Origin of the sequence: Pseudomonas sp. 31-12 (genome assembly GCF_003151075.1) — a bacterium.
In the GTDB taxonomy this organism is placed as follows: Bacteria; Pseudomonadota; Gammaproteobacteria; order Pseudomonadales; family Pseudomonadaceae; genus Aquipseudomonas.
This window is the reverse complement of sequence record NZ_CP029482.1, coordinates 45,781-63,800: the sequence shown is the minus strand read 5'-3', so window position 1 is coordinate 63,800 and position 18,020 is coordinate 45,781. Positions and strand designations below refer to the sequence as shown.

The window sequence follows — 18,020 nt, the reverse complement described above, 5'->3', positions numbered from 1 at the left end:
AGATGACCAATGATCAACGTAGACCTGCAACAACTTATCCAGGCGCTGGACGCCGAAACCCGTCGTGATCTGGAAAGTTCTGCCGAGCGTTGCGTCGCCCGTGGCGGCAGCAAAATCCTCGTCGAAGACTTGCTGCTCGGCCTGCTGGAGCGCCCTCAAGGCTTGCTCGCACGCGCGCTGCAAGACGCCGAAGTGGATGCCGGCGAACTGAGCGCCGCGTTGCAATCGCGGGTCGAGCACAGCGCCTCGCGCAACCCGGTGTTCGCCCCGGAACTGGTGCAGTGGCTGCAAGACGCGTTGCTGGTGGCCAACCTTGAACTGGGCCAGAGCCAGGTCGAGCAAGCCGCGTTGATCCTCGCGCTGCTGCGCAACCCGATGCGCTACGCCGGCAGCCGCTACCAGTCGTTGCTGGCCAAGCTGAACATCGAACGCTTGAAAGAATTCGCCCTGTCGCAGAAAGAGCAACCGGCTACCGGCAAACCGGCTGTACCGGGTGAATCGCTGCTGGAGCGCTTCACGCATAACCTCACTCAACAAGCCCGCGACGGCAAACTCGACCCGGTGCTGTGCCGCGATGGCGCGATCCGCCAGATGGTCGACATCCTCGCCCGTCGCCGCAAGAACAACCCGATCGTGGTCGGTGAAGCCGGCGTCGGTAAGACTGCGATCGTCGAAGGCCTGGCCTCGCGCATCGCCGCCGGTGAAGTGCCGCAAGTGCTCAAAGGCGTGGAGCTGCTGTCGCTGGACATGGGCTTGCTGCAAGCCGGCGCCAGCGTCAAAGGTGAATTCGAACGTCGCCTCAAAGGCGTGATCGACGAAGTCAAAGCCTCGCCGAAACCGATCATTCTGTTCATCGACGAAGCCCACACGCTGATCGGCGCGGGCGGCAATGCCGGCGGTTCCGATGCGGCCAACCTGCTCAAGCCAGCCCTGGCTCGAGGTGAATTGCGCACCATCGCCGCCACCACGTGGGCGGAGTACAAAAAATACTTCGAAAAAGACCCGGCCCTGGCCCGTCGTTTCCAGCCGGTGCAACTGCACGAACCGACCGTCAGCGAAGCGGTGACCATCCTCCGTGGCCTGGCTCAGGTCTACGAGAAGAGCCACGGCATCTACCTGCGCGATGACGCGGTGGTTGCGGCGGCCGAGTTGTCCGCTCGCTACCTCGCGGGCCGTCAGCTGCCGGACAAAGCCGTCGACGTGCTCGACACCGCGTGCGCTCGCGTTCGCATCAGCCTCGCCGCCGCCCCGGAAAGCCTTGAGCGCCTGCGTGGCGAACTGGCTGAAGGTGGCCGTCAGCGTCAGGCCCTGCGCCGGGATGCCGAGGCCGGTTTGCTGATCGATCACGAAGCGCTGGACGCGTTGGAAGATCGCCTGGCCGCTGCCGAAGAGGAAATGGTCGCGCTGGAAACCCTGTGGACCGAACAGAAAGAACTGGCCGAACGCTTGCTGGATCTGCGTCAGCAACTGGCCAAGGCGCGCGAAGCCGCTGCCGTCGAGCCAATCGTCACCGTGGAAGAAGACGCCGAAGGCACCGTGATCGAAACGCTGCCCATAGACGAAGCGCACAGCGTCGAAACCCTGGAAGCCGCACTCAACGAAACTCACAAGGCGCTGACCGAACTTCAGGTCAAAGAACGCCTGGTGAGCTTCGAAGTGTGCCCGCGTCTGGTGGCCGAAGTGATCAGCGCCTGGACCGGCGTGCCATTGGCGCAACTGGCCCGTGAGCACAATGCCAAGGTCGCGAGTTTCGCCACCGACCTGCGCACGCGCATCCGTGGTCAGGAACAAGCCGTCCATGCCCTGGACCGCTCGATGCGCGCCACCGCTGCCGGCCTGAACAAACCTGACGCGCCGGTTGGCGTGTTCCTGCTGGTCGGCCCGAGCGGCGTCGGCAAGACCGAAACCGCGCTGGCTCTCGCGGATTTGCTGTACGGCGGTGATCGTTTCATCACCACCATCAACATGTCCGAGTTCCAGGAGAAGCACACCGTCTCACGCCTGATCGGTGCGCCACCGGGCTACGTCGGTTACGGCGAAGGCGGCATGCTCACCGAAGCCGTGCGCCAGAAGCCGTACTCGGTCGTGTTGCTCGATGAAGTCGAGAAGGCTGATCCGGACGTGCTGAACCTGTTCTACCAAATCTTCGACAAAGGCGTGGCCAACGATGGCGAAGGACGCGAGATCGACTTCCGCAACACGTTGATCCTGATGACCTCGAACCTGGGCAGCGACCGCATCAGCGAGCTCTGCGAAAACGGCGCACGGCCATCGGCTGAAGTGCTCGAAGAAACCATCCGCCCGGTGCTGAGCAAACACTTCAAGCCGGCGCTGCTGGCGCGGATGCGTGTGGTGCCTTACTACCCGGTGGGCGGCCCGGTGCTGCGCGAGCTGATCGAGATCAAACTCGGTCGTCTGGGCGAACGCCTGAACCGTCGTCAGCTGGATTTCACCTACTCGCAAGACCTTGTCGATCACCTGGCCGAACGCTGCACTCAAAGCGACAGCGGCGCGCGCCTGATCGACCACTTGCTCGACCTGCACGTGCTGCCGCTGGTGGCCGACCGCTTGCTCGACGCGATGGCCACCGGTGAAAGCCTCAAGCGAGTCCACGCGACGCTCGATGGCGGCGCCAGCGTGACGTGCGAGTTCGCCTGAGGTGGGTGTGATGTTCACTCAAGTGCCGCAACCGCTGGTCTATGCCGAAGCCTTGCTGGCGCAGTTCGCCAGCCTGTCGCGCGCGGCGGACGGTGCTGCGCTGCTGGGTGACTTCGTACGCGGGTTGGCCGAGCTCAGCGGTTGCGAGCTGACTCAGTTGTACCTGCTGGACGCCACTCACACGTGCCTGGGGATGAACGCCGAGTGCCTCAACGGCATCCTGCAACCCCGTGAAGCGGAGAGCCTGCCGGCGGATTACAACGGTGAACAACTGCTGCAATTCGCCCTGTGCCAGAACCGCGTGGTGAGCCTCAGCGAACTGAGCGGCAGCCTGCACGAAACCAGTTTCCTGCCGCCGCAGGCCACGCCTTGGCAGTCGCTGTTGTGCGTGCCGCTGGTCAATCAGCAGAAAGCCGTCGAAGGCTTGCTGCTGTGCGCCAGTCGCCGGCACATCGACCTGCAAGGCTTCGCCGATTCCCTCGGGCAACTGGGTTCGTTCGTGCTGGGTCAACTGCATTTGCTTCAGCGTTTGCGTCAGCCGAGCGGTGACGTACGACCGATGAAGGTCAGTGTCCCGAGCGCCAGCGGTTACGGCTTGATCGGCAAGAGCAAGGCCATGCGCCAGACCTACTCGCTGATCAGCAAAGTCCTGCACAGCCCGTACACCGTACTGCTGCGCGGCGAAACCGGCACCGGCAAGGAAGTGGTCGCACGGGCGATTCACGACTGTGGCCCGCGCCGCTCCCAGGCGTTCATCGTGCAGAACTGCGCGGCGTTCCCCGAGAACCTGCTGGAAAGCGAGCTGTTCGGCTACCGCAAAGGCGCGTTCACCGGTGCTGATCGCGACCGCGCCGGGCTGTTTGATGCGGCCAATGGCGGCACCTTGTTGCTGGATGAAATTGGCGACATGCCGTTGTCCCTGCAAGCCAAGCTGTTGCGGGTTTTGCAGGAAGGCGAGATCCGTCCGCTGGGCTCCAACGACACCCACAAGATCGACGTGCGCATCATCGCCGCGACGCACCGGGATTTGTCGGTGCTGGTGAGCGAAGGCAAATTCCGCGAGGACTTGTACTACCGCCTCGCGCAATTCCCGATCGAGTTGCCGGCCTTGCGTCAGCGCGAAGGCGACATCCTCGACCTGGCCCGGCACTTCGCCGACAAGGCGTGCTCGTTCTTGCAGCGCGATGCGGTGCGTTGGTCCGATGCGGCGCTGGATCACCTGTCCGGTTATGCCTTCCCCGGCAACGTGCGCGAACTCAAAGGCCTGGTCGAACGTGCCGTTTTGCTGTGCGAGGGCGGCGAGTTGCTGGCCGAGCACTTCTCCCTGCGCATGGAAGCCATGCCCGAAGACAACAGCCTGAACCTGCGCGAACGCCTGGAGCAGGTCGAGCGCAGTCTGCTGCTCGATTGCCTGCGCAAAAACGACGGTAACCAGACCCTCGCCGCCCGCGAACTCGGCCTGCCACGCCGCACGCTTCTGTACCGCCTCGGCCGTTTGAATATCAACCTGGGTGATTTCGATGGTTGATCTCAATTTCTACAACCCGACCACTCAGGTTGGAATGCCCCCTGTGGCCAGCGCATTCCCTGTGGCGAGGGGATTTATCCCCGTTCGGCTGCGCAGCAGTCGCAATCCGGCCAACTCGGTTTGCCTGAATAAACGGGGTAGCCGGTTTTGGGGGCGCTTCGCGACCCAGCGGGGACAAGTCCCCTCGCCACAAAGGCAAGCCTCACCACAGGTGTTCGGCTCAAAGTCCCTGACTAGAGCCTTGAAACCTACCTCATCCGCTTCTAACAGCGCCGCCCAACCGGGTCGGCGCTTTGTGCTTTGTCTACCCATGGAGACCCTCTGATGCCTGTTCGTCACTGGCAAGCCGTCCTGCTGACCCTCGTCGTTCTATGCGGCCTCGGCGGCTGTAGCGGCAATTACAAATTCAACGACAACACCTATCGCCCATTGGGTGATCCGCAGGCGGTCAATCGCGGCAAGTGACCGCAAGGAGTATCACCATGGAACTGGTTTTCGAAATGCTGAACACCAAGCAGTTCGTGCCCACGGATTTGTGCCAGAAGACCTTCAAGCAGGCCGGTGGCGTGATCGGGCGTGGCGAGGACTGCGACTGGATCATTCCTGATCGCAAGCGTCACCTGTCCAACCACCACGCGGTGATCAGCTACCGCGAAGGCACGTTTTTCCTGACCGATACCAGCAGCAACGGTATCCAGGACAGCGAAAGCGGCGCGCGCCTGCGCAAGGGTGAAGCGATGCGCATCGAGCACGGCAGCGTGTACGTGCTGGGTGATTTCGAGATCCGTGCGCGACTGGTGCGTGACCCGGCGACCTTCGACGTGGAAGTCGGCCGTCCGCAAGCGGCGGGGAGCATCATCCCGGACGATGCGTTCCTCGACCTCGACCCGTTGAACGCCCTCGATCAGCAAGAGCGCGTGTACTCGGAAATCGACGAGCTGATCTCGCCAAACAATGCTCCACAGGACACCCGTCAGCGCGCCGACTACGCGCGCATCGACATGGAAAGCCTGATGGTTCCGGAGCTGATCAACGCCCCGGCAGAACCCGAGCCAGCCCCGGCACCGAAAGCCGTCGAGCGTCAGAGCGAAGGTTTCTGGGAGCACTTCGGCGCGGCACTGGGCGTGGACCTCAAAGGCCTCGACCACGACGCCCGCGAAGCCCTGGCGCTGAACGCCGCACGCCTGCTCAAGCAGAGCGTCGGCGGTTTGCAGCAGAGCCTGCGCACCCGCAGTGAGCTGAAAAACGAACTGCGCCTGGCCCAGACCATCGTTCAAGGCACGAATAAAAACCCGCTGAAATTCGCCGTTGATGCCGGTGAAGCGCTGGGCATTTTGTTGCAGCCGAACAAGCCGGGCCAGTTGCCGGCCGAGCAGGCGATCTCTCGCTCGTTCCGTGATTTGCAGGCGCACCAGGTGGCCTTGCTGACCGCCAGCCGCGCCGCCGTTCGCGGCACGCTGGAGCACTTCTCGCCTGAGCAATTGACCCTGCGTTTCGAGCGCGACAACAAGCCGATTATGGCCACGTCCGGCAGCCGTTGGAGAGCGTACGGCCGTTATCACCAGGCATTGCGCCAAGACGATGACTGGAGCGAGCGCCTGCTTGCCCGAGACTTTGCTCAGGCCTACGAAGAACAGATCCGTCTGATTTCCACCCTTCACACCGACCACCAAGGATGATGCGCATGTCTCGCTGCTCGACCGCTTTTTTCAAGACGCTGACGGCGTTCGCGGCCCTGGTGCTGCTGGCCGGCTGCTCGTCGCTGTCGCCGTATTCCCACGTCACCAAGCTCAACCTGAAGCTCACCGCCAGCGATCAGTTGAACCCGGACCTCAACGGTCGTCCGTCGCCGATCGTCGTGCGTCTGTTCGAGCTCAAGCACCCGGTGACCTTCGAGAATGCCGACTTCTTCAGCCTGTACGAGCGCGCCAAGGAATCCCTGGCCCCGGACCTGGTGGCCAGCGAAGAACTCGAGTTGCGCCCGGGTGAAACCGTCGAACTCAAGCTCAGCGTGGAGGAGGGCAGCCGCTACGTCGGCATCCTCGCCGCCTACCGCGATCTGCCGGAAACCAAATGGCGCTACACGGTGCAAGTCACTCCGGTGGAAGTCACCGACGCAGACTTGACCCTCGATCAGGCCGGTATTCGCAACAGCAACGAAACGCTCGCCAAGGCGGATGACTGAACATGAATTCCCATAAAGTCATTTGGCAGGAAGGCATGCTGCTGCGTCCGCAGCACTTCCAGCATAACGACCGCTATTACGACCACCAGATGAAGACCCGCACCCAGTTGCTGGGCAGCTACACTTGGGGCTTCCTCAACCTGGAAATCGATTTGCAGTTCCTCAACATGGGCAAACTGGTGATCAGCCAGGCCTCGGGGATTCTGCCGGACGGCAGCCTGTTCGAACTCGGCGGCAACACCGAGCCGTTGGCCCTCGACGTGCCGCCGAACACCGGCAACACGCCGATCTACCTGGCACTGCCGCTGGTCACCGGCAACCACATCGAGGCCCGTCGCCCGGAGCAATCCGACGTGCTGGCGCGCTACACCGCGTACGAAGCGGAAGTGGCCGACTCCAACGCGGGCGATGATTCCGCCAGCCAGGTCAGTTGCGGTCGCCCGGACTTCAAACTGTTGCTCGGCGAGCAGCAGAGCGACCAGGCTTACGTGAAGCTGAAGATCTGCGACGTGCTGGACACCACGCCCGATGGCGTGATCAGCCTCGATCCGGATTTCGTGCCGACCTACATTCAGGCGCATGCCTCCAGCTACCTGCTGTCGTGCCTGAAAGAAGTGATCAGCATGCTCGGTCACCGTGGTGACACCATCGCCGAGCGCATTCGTTCCAACGGCAAGGTCGGTGGCGCGGAAGTCGGCGACTTCATGATGCTGCAACTGATCAACCGCACCGAACTGCTGCTGCGTCACTACCTCGGCCTGGAACAGGTTCACCCGGAAGAGTTGTACCGCACGCTGCTGACCATGCTCGGCGACTTGGCGACGTTTTCAAGCGACAGCAAACGCCCGCGCCTGGACAGCCGTTACCAGCACAGCGACCAGGGTGCGAGCTTCCGCAAACTGATGGAAGCGATTCGTCAGGTGCTGTCGATGGTGCTCGAACAGCACGCCATCGAACTGGTTCTGCAAGCGCGTCAGTACGGCATCATCGTCTCGCCGTTGCACGACCACAAACTGCTGGGCTCGGCCTCGTTCGTGCTCGCGGCCAGTGCCAACTGCGACTCCGAAGAACTGCGCCACCGCTTGCCGGCGCACCTCAAGGTCGGCCCGGTGGAGCGCATCCGCCAACTGGTCAACCTGCATCTGCCGGGCATCAAGGTCAAACCGTTGCCGGTGGCACCACGGCAGATCGCGTTCCACTCCAACAAAACCTATTTCATTCTCGAACTCAGTTCTGAAGACCTGGCACAACTCGAGCGCTCCGGCGGCTTCGCGTTCCACGTGTCCGGCGAATTCGCCGAGCTTGAACTGAAATTCTGGGCCATCAGGAACTGACTGACATGATCAAGGACATGGAACACAACCAGGACGACAAAACCGTCCTGCTCGACCGTCAGGGCCACGGCCCTGCTTCGAGCCCGCTAACCGATTTCGCCGCACCGCCGCGTTTCGAACAGCTCGAAGAACGGATGATCTACGCCGCGCGTTTGCGCCCGGCGGAATCCTTCAACATCAGCCTCAATTCGCTGGTGGCCGCCGCGTCCGATCTGTTGTCGGAAGTGGTGCGCCTCAAGCACAGCGACACCCGCGAAGACATGTACGCGCTCAACGAGCGACTGACCGCCGGGCTGAAACTGTTTGAAGTGCGCGCGCTGCACAACGGCGCCGAAAGCAGCCAGGTGATGGCCGCGCGTTACGTGCTCTGCACCGTGGTCGACGAAGCCGTTGTGACCACACCGTGGGGCAACGAAAGCGAATGGTCGCAGATGAGCCTGCTCAGCAGCTTCCACAACGAAACCTTCGGCGGCGAGAAGTTCTTCCAGCTGCTGGATCGCTTGTCGAAAAACCCGGTCAAGCACCTGCCGATGCTGGAGCTGATGTACCTGTGCCTGTCCCTCGGTTTCGAAGGCAAGTACCGCGTGCAAGCGCGCGGCATGCTCGAACTCGAAGGCATCCGCGACGCGTTGTATCGCCAGATTCGTCAGTTGCGCGGCGACGTGCCACGTGAGCTTTCGCCGCACTGGGAAGGCTTGAACGATCAGCGCCGCAGCCTGGTGCGCATCGTGCCGGCGTGGATGGTGGTGCTGTTCACCGTGGTCTGCCTGGTGGTGATGTATTCGGGTTTCGCCTGGGTCTTGGGCGAGCAACGCGAAACCGTTCTGCAACCTTTTCAGCAGCTAGATCCGGCCGCGGTCCAGCCGCAGTCGCAGCCGTAAACAGGGACGTGTGATGAAAAAGTTTTTCAAGAAAGTCGGCGCATTCTTGCGCAAGACCTGGGTCTGGACCTTGCTGGTGGTGCTGTTTCTGGCGCTGCTGGTGTGGTTCGTCGGGCCGCTGCTGGCGGTGGATGACTACAAGTTCTGGGAAGGTTCGACCTCCCGTCTGCTGACCATCAGTGTGCTGTTCCTGATCTGGGGCCTGACCATGGTCTTCGTCAGCTGGCGCGCGGGCGTACGCAAGAAAGCCATTGAAGACACGGAAGACGGCCAGGATCGTATTCGCCGTGAAGAGCTGATCGACGAAGAGCAGAAAGAGCTTCGTGTGCGCTTCAAGGATGCGTTGAAAACCCTGAAGACCTCGAGCCTGTATCGCGGTCGCAGCGAACGCTGGCGCAGTGATTTGCCGTGGTACTTGCTGATCGGCCCGCAGGGCAGCGGCAAGACCAGCCTGCTGGACTTCTCGGGCCTTGAGTTTCCGATCAACAAGATCGACCGCAAACTGACCCGGGACACCCTCGGCACCCGTCATTGCGACTGGTATTTCGCCGACCACGGTGTGCTGATCGACACCGCCGGGCGTTACCTGACCCAGCCGGATGCCGAAGTCGATGGCAGTGCCTGGAGCACCTTGCTCGACCTGCTGCGCAAGCGTCGCCGCAACCGTCCGTTGAACGGCGTGCTGGTGACCATCCCGGTTGAATTACTGCTGGGCAACACCGAGCAGGACCTCGACACCCTGGCTCGCCAGGTGCGTGCGCGTCTGCAAGACGTGCATCAGAAACTGCACGTTGATGTGCCGGTTTATCTGGTGCTGAGCAAGGCGGACAAGCTGCTCGGTTTCGACGAGTTCTTCGATCAGCTTACCCGCGAAGAAAGCGATCAGGTGCTTGGCACCAGCTTCCGTAAAGAGCAGAGCGGCACCGACGTCGCCGTCCTGCGCGCCGAGTTCGAAGAGCTGCTGCGTCGCCTGAACAGCCAGGTGATCATGCGCATGCACCAGGAGCGCGACACCCAGCGCCGTGGTCGCATTCTCGACTTCCCGCATCAACTGGGGCAGATCGGCGAGCGCCTGTGCCTGTTCGTCGACATGGCGTTCACCGGCAACCGCTACCAGCGTGTCAGCCAGTTGCGCGGTTTCTACCTGACCAGCGCACCGCACCTGACTCAAGAGATGGACCAGACCACCGCCGGCATCGGCGCGAGCCTGGGCATGAGCGCCGGCATGCTGCCGACCTTGCGCAGTGGCCGTTCGCGGTTCATTCACCATTTGCTCAGTCGGGTGATTTTCCCCGAGGCCGACCTGGCCGGTCTGGACAAGCGCGAACGCAGCCGCATCCATTGGGGCCAACGTGCGCTGTACGTGGGCGCACTGGCGGCACTGGCGCTGTTCGGCATGCTCTGGGCGGGCGGTTTCTCCGCCAACTACGAGCGTCTGGAAAACCTGCGCAACCTGGCCACCAACTGGACTCAAGAGCGCTCGGCCCTGACCGCACGCGATGATTCCATGGCGGTGCTCAAACCGCTCGATAGCAGTTACGCGGCGACCCAGGTCTTCCCGAAAAAAGGTGATGTGTCGTACCACGAACGTGGCGGCCTGTTCCAAGGTGAAGAGGTCAACCCGGTGGTCAAGGACGCCTACGAGCGTGAGCTTGAAGCGCAACTGCTGCCGAAGGTCGCGACCCTGCTGGAAGCGCAGATCCGCGCCAACATGAAGGACCGCGAGCGCCTGCTCAACAGCCTGCGCGCGTACCTGATGTTGAACATGAAGGATCGTCGCGACGGGCCGTGGCTCAAGGATTGGGTCGCCACCGAGTGGTCCCAGCGCTACGCCGGCAACACCGCGGTGCAGAACGGTTTGAACACGCACTTCGAGCGTTTGCTCAAGCAGCCGTTTATCTACCCGCTGAACGATCAACTGGTGGCGCAAGCGCGTCAGGTGCTGCGCAGCGAATCGCTGGCCAACGTGGTTTACCGGATGCTGCGCGAGCAGGCTCGCAACCTGCCGGAATACCGTTTGAGCCAACACATGGGGCCGCAGGCTTCACTGTTTGTCGGCACCGATTACGTGATCCCGGGCTTCTACACCCAACAGGGTTATCAGCAGTATTTCTCGGTCCAGGGCAGTGCGCTGGTCACCGATATCCTGCGTGACAACTGGGTGCTGGGCGAAGGCACGGGCATCAGCGGCATGGACTTGCGTCGCCTGATGGTCGAACTGGAGCAACTGTACTTCCGCGACTACGCCAACTTCTGGAGTGAAGCGGTCGGCCAGGTGGCCTTGCCACCGATCAACGATGCGGGCGAGGGCGCCGAGCAACTGGCGGGCCTGACTTCTGCCAATTCCCCGGTGCTGCAACTGCTGGTGGAAGTGCGCGAGAATACCCGGTTCCCGGCAGACGCCGAACCGGCTGATCAAGCGGCTGATGCCGCTGGCGCACTGGCCGATCAGAAAGGCAAGTTGGGCAAAATCGGCAAACTGGCGTCGGCCGCAGCGGACCAGGCTTCGGAAATGGCGGCGATGAAAAACCTGCCGGACACCGCGAAGAAATCACTGCAACGTCGCTTCGAACCGCTGCACCGTTTGCTGGATGACAACAACGGCCCGGCCGCTGATCTGACCCCGGCACTCGCGGCGCTCAACGACCTGCAACTGCAACTGGCGAGCCTGGCGCGTGCCAGTTCCCCGGATCAGGCCGCGTTCGAAATGGCCAAGACCCGCATGAGCGGCCAGCGTGATGCGCTGAGCGCCCTGCGCAATGCCTCCAATCGCCTGCCGCGTCCGGTGAGCGTGTGGTTCAACGTGTTGGCCGAAGACACCTGGCGTCTGGTGCTCAACGATTCCTACCAGTACCTGAACCAGCGTTATCAGAGCGAGCTGTACAGCTTCTATGGCAAGGCGATCAACAAGCGTTACCCGTTCAGCGCCCACAGCACCAGCGACGTCGCGATCAGCGATTTCCGCGAGTTCTTTAAGGCGCAGGGCATCAACGATCGCTTCTTCGAGACCTACATGCGTCCGTTCGTCAGTGGCGACCCAGGTAACTACCGCCTGCGCAGCATCGACGGTCACAGCATGCCGATCTCCAAGGTCTACCTCGACCAGATGGCCGCGGCCCAAGTGATCCGCCAGAGCTTCTTCTCGGTCAACCCGGCCGAGCCGCAAGTGCAGTTCAAACTGGAGCCGTACACCCTCGACCCGGCCGTCAGCCGTTCCGAGTTCAAGTTTGGCGACAAGACCATCGAATACCGCCACGGCCCGATCGTGCCGGTGTCGTTCAAATGGCCGACCGACGCTGAAGACGGACGCACCAGCCTGGTCCTCGACAAAATGGCCGGCCGCCCGATCGGTATCGAAAAGAACACCGGCCCATGGTCGCTGTTCCGCTTGTTCGACCTGATGCAGACCGAATACCTGAACGGTCGCGACGTCATGGTGCTCAAGGCGGACGTGGGCGGCCTGCGCGCAAATTACCTGCTCAGCAGCCAGCGCACGCCGAACCCGTTCGACATGGGCGTGCTGCGCACCTTCCGTATGCCGGTGCAGCTCTGATGCTGGTTGCCAGTCCCTGGCGCAGCGCTGCGCGTACCGACGCCGGCAAGGTTCGGGCGCGCAACGAAGATGCTTTTCTCGACTGTCCACAGCAGGGGCTGTGGGTGGTCGCGGACGGCATGGGCGGTCATCAGGGGGGCGACATCGCCAGCCAGTTGATCGTCGCCAGCCTGGCGGAATTGCCGGTGCAGGATGACTTCGACGAACGACTCAAAGGCATTCGCCAGTGCCTGCACTGGTTGAATCGCCGCTTGGGTCAGGAGTTGACCGTCACCGCCGGGCGCCACGACAGCATCATGGGCAGCACCGTGGTGGCGCTGCTGGTGGACGGCAATCGCGCGGCCTGCATCTGGGCCGGCGACAGCCGCTGCTATATGTGGCGTGGCCAGCGGTTGTATCAGCTGTCCAAGGACCATTCGCTGCAACAGCAACTGATCGACGAGCAAAACATGAGCCTCGAAGACGCCCGTGCGCATCCGTCGGCCCATGCCCTGACCCGCGCGGTCGGGGCGGCTGATGTGCTGACGCTGGACGTGCTCGAGCTCGAGGTTTACCCCGGCGATACGTTTCTGTTGTGCAGCGACGGTTTGTACCAAGGGCTCAGCAGCGATGCCTTGGGCAATGCCCTGAGCCTGACCGCGCCGCACGTTGCGCTGGAGCGTCTGTTCGACGGCGCCCTGCGTGGCTCGGCCCGGGACAACCTGACTGCCGTGGTGATCCGACAATGACCCAACTCATGCCGCCGCTCGACGACCTGCTGGTGACCGACGAGGAAGCCAATAACCTGACTTACTTTGCGTTTGCCAAATCTCATCAGGCGGAACCTGCGCTGGCGCCAACCAAGGCCAGCGTCGGCGAAATGCCCGACGTGCTCGCAGGCCGTTACCGCATCGAGCGTCTGCTCGGTGCCGGCGGCATGGGCGCGGTTTACCGCGCACGGGACTTGCTGAGCGAACAGTTCGGCGATCCCGACCCTTACATCGCGCTGAAAATCCTCAGCGAAGAATTTGCCGAATCGCCGGACGCCAGCGCCTTGCTCTACAGCGAGTTCGCCCTGACCCGACGATTGCGCCACGACAACGTGCTGCGCTTTCACACCTTTGAAGTGGACACCGACTGCCAGCGCGCCTTCATCACCATGGAACTCATGCGTGGGCTGACCCTGGATAAATTACTCTGCGAGCGCCCCTTGGGCCTGCCGTGGAAAGAACTGCGCGACATCGCGCTGCCGCTGCTCGACGCGCTGGCCTACGCCCACGCTCGCGGCGTGCTGCACGGTGACATGAAGCCGAGCAACGTGATGCTCAGCGAAGAAGGCGTGCGCCTGTTCGACTTCGGCCTCGGCCAGGCCGAAGAAGGCATCCTGCCCGGCCTGCCACACCTGAGCCGCGATCGCTTCAACGCCTGGACCCCCGGCTACGCCGCCCCCGAACTGCTTGAAGGCCAACCGCTGTCGGCCAGTGCAGATGTCTACGGCGTGGCCTGCGTGCTCTACGAACTGGCGGGTGGCAAACACCCGTTCCGCCGCTTGCCCTCGACCGAAGCCCGCGACGGCCACCTCGAACGCGAGCTGCACGCTCCACGGAATCTACCGAAACACTGCTGGCCAGCGCTGCGAACGGCGCTGGCTTTCGATGCGGCCAAGCGCACCATCACCGCCGCCCAATTGCGTGACGCCCTGGGCGCCACTTCGTCTTTGCTGCAACGCCTGCGACTGCGGGCGTAACGGATGACTACCGAACAGGGAGCAAGCAATGTTCAACTCCGCTAACGAAACCCACTTCAGCCTGACCGTCGAAGACTACGTCGGCGACCTGCAAGTGCTGTCGTTCACCGGCACCGAAGGCATCAGCCAGCCGTATCGCTTCGACCTCGAACTGGTCAGCGAAAACCCCGATCTGGACCTGGAAAAACTCCTGCACAAACAGGCGTTCCTGGCGTTCGATCCGCAGGGTTCCGGCATCCACGGTCAGATCTACCGCGTCGCCCAAGGCGATGCCGGCAAGCGCCTGACCCGCTACAAAGTCTCCCTGGTGCCACAACTGCAATACCTGCATCACCGCACCAACCAGCGCATCTACCAGCAGATGTCCGCGCCGAAAATCATCGCGCTGATCCTCGACGAGCACGGCATCAAGGGCAACGCCTACCGCTTCCAGCTCAGCCAGCCCTGCCCGGACCGCGACTACTGCGTGCAATACGACGAAACCGACCTGCACTTCGTCCAGCGCCTGTGCGAAGAGGAAGGCATTCACTACCACTTCCAGCACAGCGAGAAAGGTCATCTGCTGGTCTTCGGCGACGACCAGACCGTATTCCCCAAACTCGGCCAGCCAACGGCCTACGTGCAAGGCAGCGGCATGGTCGCTGACGAACCGGTGATCAAAGGCTTCAAACTGCGCCTCGAAACCCGCACCGGCCGCGTCACCCGCCGCGACTACGATTTCGAAAAGCCGCGCCTGCAACTTGAAGCCGCGTACAAACCCGACGGCGAAAGTACCGAGCCCGACCTCGAAGATTACGACTACCCCGGCCGCTTCCTCGACCGCGCGCGCGGCAAATTCCTCAGCCAACGCGCCCTCGAACGCCACCGCGCCGACTACCAGCAAGCCGAAGGGAAAAGCGATCAGACCACTCTGGTCAGCGGCCACTTCCTGGAAATGTCCGACCACCCGCGCACCGAGTGGAACGACCTCTGGCTGCTCACCGAAATCGTCCACGAAGGCAAACAACCGCAAGTCCTCGAAGAGTCCGTGACCAGCGACACCACCGACAACAAAGACGACTTCCACCAGGGCTACCGCAACCGCTTCCTCGCCACCCCATGGACCGTGTTCTACCGCCCCGCGCTGGAACATCCAAAGCCCCGCGTACTCGGCAGCCAGACCGCCATGGTCACCGGGCCCAAAGGCGAAGAGATTCACTGCGACCAATACGGCCGCATCAAAGTGCAATTCCACTGGGACCGCGAAGGGTTGGCGGACGACAAAACCAGCTGCTGGATGCGCGTGTCTTCGAGTTGGGCCGGGGATCGGTATGGCGCCATCGTCATTCCGCGTATCGGCATGGAAGTGCTCGTTACGTTCCTTGAGGGTGATCCCGATCAGCCGTTGGTGACTGGGTGCCTGTATCACAAGGAAAACCAGGTTCCCTACGAACTGCCGGCGAACAAGACTCGCACCGTGTTCAAAACCCTCAGCTCACCGGGCGGTGGTGGGTACAACGAACTGCGCATTGAAGACAAGAAAGGCGCCGAGCAGATCTTCATCCATGCCCAGCGGGATTGGGATGAAAACATTGAGCATGATCAGAAGATTCGGGTCGGCAATGAACGTCACGATACGGTGGTGAAGAACACTTACACCGAGTTGAAGGCGGAAGAGCATCGGACCACGATTGCGGATCGCAAGACTGAAGCGCGGATGGATGACCACCTGACGATTGGGCAGAACCAGCATGTGAAGTTGGGGACTGCGCAGCTGACTAGTGTTGGGAAAGAGATTCATCTGAAGGCTGGGGACAAGATTGTGATTGAGGCTGGGATGGAGCTCACCGTGAAGGCGGGTGGGAGCTTTATCAAACTCGACGCTGGCGGGATTACGGTTGTTGGACCGGTGATCAAGATCAATGCTGGCGGTTCGGCGGGGAGTGGGACGGGGATTGGTATTTTGATACCGGGTTTGCCGTTGATTGCGGATCAGGCTCGGGCGGGGAACACGCTTAAATCCGGTACGGCAAACAGTGAAAAATTCGATGAGCAGATTCGTTTTGTGACCGGGACCGGGAAACCAATCAAGTCTGTGAAAGCAGCAATTATTGTGCCTTCGTCGGTCGCACCAAAAATTTCCAGAAGTAATGCAGACGGCCTTCACCCGCGGATCGAAACCGACGTTGAAGAAACGGCTGAAGTCCACCTTATGTGGGACGAACTGATTGTTCCGCCAGGCTCTGACGATTACGAAGCGAGTAGAAATAAATGAGTGCACCCGTAGCTACTTTTAAAACGAACACCCAGAGTTGTTCAATTCAAGAGATCGCGTTGAAGTGCGACAAGCTGTGGACGATGGGGCAGCAGGAAGCGATTAGCCGTTTAAGTATTCCGGAAAAAACCTTTTTTTCTAAGTCGACAAAAACGGTTTTGGTTTCGGATTTTGGTGCTCGAGCTGCGCGGATCGCTGCTGCTTATGCTGAGTTTTATTTGGAGCGCGGTGAAGACGGAAAGCCAGATTTAAAAGGTCGGTTTTATTGGATGGGATTGGCAGCTTTTGCCAGTAAACAGGTTAAGTGCGGTTTGGATTTTATTCCGGCAGAACCTTACCTGACGATTGGAGTGCCACCTGTTGGCCAGCCGCCATTGAGGATTGGCAAGAAAGGGCTAGGGAAAGGCAATTTCTGGTTATTTCAAGATATCTTTGTCTGGCATTGGTTTTATAAGAAATATCCGGAGCAGTTTGAGAGCTGTGCGCCCGTTCGCAATGCGAAAAGTTGTGATGCACAAGTGCAGATGAATATGGACAGTTTGCCTTGGGCAGATGAGGCGTTGCCCATATTAAAAAACCTTAAATCGACACCTGACGTAATGGATGGGTTCGGGTACATTAAACGATTTGAAACGACTACTAACCTTGTGGCCAAAAGAGACTTGCAGTTGCAATCCCTTCTTTCTATTGCTGATCATGAGCAGCGTAGAATTCTGCAGCCGCTTATTTATAATGACTATTTATTTCAGGCGACACTGTGGATGCAAGCAGGGTTTGAATGGGCCCCGTTTGTTCCTGTGCGAGTAGCTGCTTTTAGTACTGCTTGTGATGTTAAAGCGCCAGAGCTACGCGTCCAAATGGAAAAGGGAAGTTTATACAGTGAAGATGATCGGATGAAGTTTATTGGCGATATCGCTAGTCAATACCATTTATTAATGGAAGAAAAGCAGGTCTATATGGAAGGTGAGATAGAGACTATCGCAACCTGGAAGGCCGCAACATGAAAAAATATTGGCTTCTTTCTTTTCTTTTACTTGGCGCGTGTGGCGATGCTAGTGACGCCGGGAGTGACTCCATGTCAAAAAAACCGTTAATTGAAATTCAAATGAGTGAGACTGTCAAGGACGTAATGTCCAATAGTCCTGTAACGTTTCTTCAGGATTGTTTGCTTCAAGCAAATATGTGTTTTTACAAATTTGACAAATCATTTGGTGATGATGATCTTCCATCAGTCGTTGTGAATAAGACCTTGCACATTGATCAGGTTGTCGGCGTAAAGATAGCTGTCAATCAAGATGTGAGTGAGGCCGTTGAAAATCTGGAATTGACTATTAGAAGTATTCCAAGCAATAGTCGGCATGAAGAGTATCAGGCTTTTATATATGATTTTATAAAGGTGATTAAGAATTCCGGGTGGTCCAATTATTACGCGCCATCTGATCCGCGAATATCAGGCTCTCAACTTGAAAAAATAGCCTCTCCGGCCGAGGTATTAGGCAGCTATGTGATGAGTCATCCATGGTTAGATCCCGATTACGAAATAAGCCTGGATAAGTGGCTGGAGATAGGTAAATTCTACAATTGGCATTTTTATAACGACGGTACCTACCTGACGCTAAGGGCTTGGCGACGAGACTCTGACGATGCGCCAAATGATCGCGCGACGTATCTCATTACGCTGACATTTAAAAGTGAAAGTGCATACTGGAGGTCTGCGTTTGGTAAGGAAGAAGATAAGAAACGCTGGAAAGAGCTGCTACCTGGTCTTCTTTTAAAATATAAGAAACAGCGGCGCGACCTTGAGGAGAAAGCAGCGGATGCGGGTATAGAGGTTGATTCAAGTTATAAGGATCCTACCATTCAAGCGCTTAACTAATTATGAAAGTGGCTGTATTTATTTA

The 18,020-nt window shown here is 60.1% G+C and carries 13 protein-coding genes; all 13 read left to right on the top strand.

Going from position 1 to position 18,020, the window contains the following annotated elements:
• Positions 1–9: 9 nt before the first annotated feature.
• The 13 genes from tssH to DJ564_RS00240 all read left to right on the top strand — a co-directional run bounded on the left by tssH (position 10) and on the right by DJ564_RS00240 (position 17,995).
• Positions 10–2,658, top strand: a complete 2,649-nt coding sequence (gene tssH / locus DJ564_RS00305) for a type VI secretion system ATPase TssH (protein WP_109626770.1) — start codon at positions 10–12, stop codon at positions 2,656–2,658.
• Positions 2,659–2,668: 10 nt separating this feature from the next.
• Positions 2,669–4,186, top strand: coding sequence for a sigma-54-dependent Fis family transcriptional regulator (locus tag DJ564_RS00300; RefSeq protein ID WP_109626768.1), 1,518 nt, complete (start codon positions 2,669–2,671; stop codon positions 4,184–4,186).
• 324 nt (positions 4,187–4,510) lie between these two features.
• The gene (locus tag DJ564_RS00290) at positions 4,511–4,651 is read left to right on the top strand and encodes a type VI secretion protein (RefSeq protein WP_092276060.1); all 141 of its coding nucleotides are present in this window, start codon (positions 4,511–4,513) and stop codon (positions 4,649–4,651) included.
• A 17-nt stretch (positions 4,652–4,668) separates the two neighbouring features.
• Positions 4,669–5,865, top strand: coding sequence for a type VI secretion system-associated FHA domain protein TagH (tagH, locus tag DJ564_RS00285; protein ID WP_109626765.1), 1,197 nt, complete (start codon positions 4,669–4,671; stop codon positions 5,863–5,865).
• 5 nt (positions 5,866–5,870) lie between these two features.
• Entirely contained in the window at positions 5,871–6,371 is a 501-nt protein-coding gene (gene tssJ, locus DJ564_RS00280) for a type VI secretion system lipoprotein TssJ (RefSeq protein ID WP_094469961.1), read from the top strand.
• Positions 6,372–6,373: 2 nt separating this feature from the next.
• Positions 6,374–7,705, top strand: a complete 1,332-nt coding sequence (gene tssK / locus DJ564_RS00275; protein WP_109626763.1) for a type VI secretion system baseplate subunit TssK — start codon at positions 6,374–6,376, stop codon at positions 7,703–7,705.
• 5 nt (positions 7,706–7,710) lie between these two features.
• Entirely contained in the window at positions 7,711–8,586 is an 876-nt protein-coding gene (gene icmH / locus DJ564_RS00270) for a type IVB secretion system protein IcmH/DotU (RefSeq protein ID WP_010465262.1), read from the top strand.
• Between the two features lie 13 nt (positions 8,587–8,599).
• Positions 8,600–12,139 carry a type VI secretion system membrane subunit TssM gene (gene tssM / locus DJ564_RS00265; protein WP_109626761.1) on the top strand — a complete coding sequence of 1,180 codons (3,540 nt, stop codon included), beginning with the start codon at positions 8,600–8,602 and terminating at the stop codon, positions 12,137–12,139.
• Positions 12,139–12,867: a PP2C family serine/threonine-protein phosphatase gene (locus DJ564_RS00260; protein ID WP_109626759.1), complete on the top strand. Its 729-nt coding sequence runs from the start codon at positions 12,139–12,141 to the stop codon at positions 12,865–12,867. Before tssM ends, DJ564_RS00260 begins: the two co-directional genes overlap by 1 nt.
• Entirely contained in the window at positions 12,864–13,865 is a 1,002-nt protein-coding gene (locus tag DJ564_RS00255) for a serine/threonine-protein kinase (RefSeq protein WP_162556155.1), read from the top strand. The genes DJ564_RS00260 and DJ564_RS00255 overlap by 4 nt, the downstream gene beginning before the upstream one ends.
• Positions 13,866–13,893: 28 nt before the next feature.
• On the top strand, positions 13,894–16,119 hold the full coding sequence (gene tssI / locus DJ564_RS00250; protein ID WP_109626757.1) for a type VI secretion system tip protein TssI/VgrG: 2,226 nt from the start codon (positions 13,894–13,896) through the stop codon (positions 16,117–16,119).
• A complete protein-coding gene (locus DJ564_RS00245; protein ID WP_109626755.1) occupies positions 16,116–17,123 on the top strand; it encodes a DUF2515 family protein in 1,008 nt (335 codons plus the stop codon). Before tssI ends, DJ564_RS00245 begins: the two co-directional genes overlap by 4 nt.
• Positions 17,120–17,995, top strand: coding sequence for a hypothetical protein (locus DJ564_RS00240; RefSeq protein ID WP_109626753.1), 876 nt, complete (start codon positions 17,120–17,122; stop codon positions 17,993–17,995). The genes DJ564_RS00245 and DJ564_RS00240 overlap by 4 nt, the downstream gene beginning before the upstream one ends.
• The last annotated feature ends 25 nt before the right edge of the window (positions 17,996–18,020 follow it).

Excerpts from the sequence above, each read along its gene's own strand:
- tssI (WP_109626757.1), top strand. The coding sequence starts at position 13,894 with ATGTTCAACTCCGCTAACGAAACCCACTTCAGCCTGACCGTCGAAGAC.
- tagH (WP_109626765.1), top strand. The coding sequence starts at position 4,669 with ATGGAACTGGTTTTCGAAATGCTGAACACCAAGCAGTTCGTGCCCACG.
- DJ564_RS00245 (WP_109626755.1), top strand. The coding sequence starts at position 16,116 with ATGAGTGCACCCGTAGCTACTTTTAAAACGAACACCCAGAGTTGTTCA.
- DJ564_RS00255 (WP_162556155.1), top strand. The coding sequence starts at position 12,864 with ATGACCCAACTCATGCCGCCGCTCGACGACCTGCTGGTGACCGACGAG.
- tssM (WP_109626761.1), top strand. The coding sequence starts at position 8,600 with ATGAAAAAGTTTTTCAAGAAAGTCGGCGCATTCTTGCGCAAGACCTGG.
- tssK (WP_109626763.1), top strand. The coding sequence starts at position 6,374 with ATGAATTCCCATAAAGTCATTTGGCAGGAAGGCATGCTGCTGCGTCCG.
- DJ564_RS00260 (WP_109626759.1), top strand. The coding sequence starts at position 12,139 with ATGCTGGTTGCCAGTCCCTGGCGCAGCGCTGCGCGTACCGACGCCGGC.
- DJ564_RS00300 (WP_109626768.1), top strand. The coding sequence starts at position 2,669 with ATGTTCACTCAAGTGCCGCAACCGCTGGTCTATGCCGAAGCCTTGCTG.
- tssH (WP_109626770.1), top strand. The coding sequence starts at position 10 with ATGATCAACGTAGACCTGCAACAACTTATCCAGGCGCTGGACGCCGAA.
- tssJ (WP_094469961.1), top strand. The coding sequence starts at position 5,871 with ATGTCTCGCTGCTCGACCGCTTTTTTCAAGACGCTGACGGCGTTCGCG.
- icmH (WP_010465262.1), top strand. The coding sequence starts at position 7,711 with ATGATCAAGGACATGGAACACAACCAGGACGACAAAACCGTCCTGCTC.
- DJ564_RS00240 (WP_109626753.1), top strand. The coding sequence starts at position 17,120 with ATGAAAAAATATTGGCTTCTTTCTTTTCTTTTACTTGGCGCGTGTGGC.
- DJ564_RS00290 (WP_092276060.1), top strand. The coding sequence starts at position 4,511 with ATGCCTGTTCGTCACTGGCAAGCCGTCCTGCTGACCCTCGTCGTTCTA.